Genomic DNA, 537 nt, shown 5'->3' on the forward strand with positions numbered 1-537 from the left:
TTCGGGGCGAGGTCGAGCAGGTCGAAGGCCTTGGGCAGGAGCGGGGCGGTGTCTCCGGCGGTACCGGCCTCGCGGCGGGCCCGCTGGGTCCGCAGTACGGCACGGGCCGCGGAGAGGGCCGAGCAGGCGATCACGTTCGCGTGGAGGTCGGCGTCGGGCAGGTCGGCCGGGAGGCGTTCCCGTACGAGGAGCGCCAGCCGGTCCTCGAACTCGATGAAGGCCTGCATCAACCGGGACCGGATCAGCGCCTGCCCCTCCGTGCCCGCCAGAGAGTGGGTCAGACCCGCCAGGGTGCTCCGCGCGAACGGCACCGCGGCCTCCAACAACGCGTGGCACACCGCGTCGAGAGGGTCCTCGTCGCGCGGGCGTCCGGCCAGGGCGGCCTCGATGAAGGCGAACAGCTCGGCGCTGTCCGGCAACAGCAGGGATTCCTTGTTCTCGAAGTACCGGAAGAACGTGCGCTCCGACACGTTCGCGGCCGCCGCGATGTCGGTGACTGTCGTCGCGGTGTACCCCCGCTCGGCGAAGAGTTGGGCC

At 71.7% G+C, this 537-nt stretch carries 1 protein-coding gene; it reads right to left on the bottom strand.

The genetic code is table 11. From position 1 onward, the window contains the following. On the bottom strand, positions 1-537 hold a 537-nt coding region (locus G3I71_RS46340; RefSeq protein ID WP_164324949.1), incomplete at both ends, for a TetR family transcriptional regulator.

The organism is Streptomyces sp. SID12501 (assembly GCF_010550245.1).
GTDB lineage: Bacteria > Actinomycetota > Actinomycetes > Streptomycetales > Streptomycetaceae > Streptomyces.